1 pseudogene and 1 other annotated feature are annotated in these 257 nt (G+C 38.5%); the pseudogene reads right to left on the reverse strand.

The window, feature by feature from the left end:
* Positions 1–257 (reverse strand): annotated as a pseudogene (locus tag DPG01_RS18685) (IS3 family transposase); the annotation flags it as partial.
* Positions 36–152 (reverse strand) — a sequence feature (AL1L pseudoknot). It overlaps the preceding pseudogene by 117 nt.

Raw genomic sequence — 257 nt, forward strand, 5'->3', positions numbered from 1 at the left:
TTGTCAGCGAGATCTAAAGTTCGGTAATAGGTTGAAGCTGCGATCGGTAAAATCCTACAAATCGCATCAACACCATATCGATCTTTATTGTTATGGATAAAATCCACCATTATTTGTATGGGCGGTCGAGCTCCGCCTGGGCGAAAAAAGCGGCTGCTTTACGTAGAATTTCATTGGCACGCTTTAATTCTTTAATTTCACGTTCCATTTGCTTCATTTTTTCTTGATCAGATATCTGTTGTACTTTAATAGGATTT

This window comes from Acinetobacter sp. WCHAc060042, from assembly GCF_003231195.1.
Classification (GTDB): domain Bacteria; phylum Pseudomonadota; class Gammaproteobacteria; order Pseudomonadales; family Moraxellaceae; genus Acinetobacter.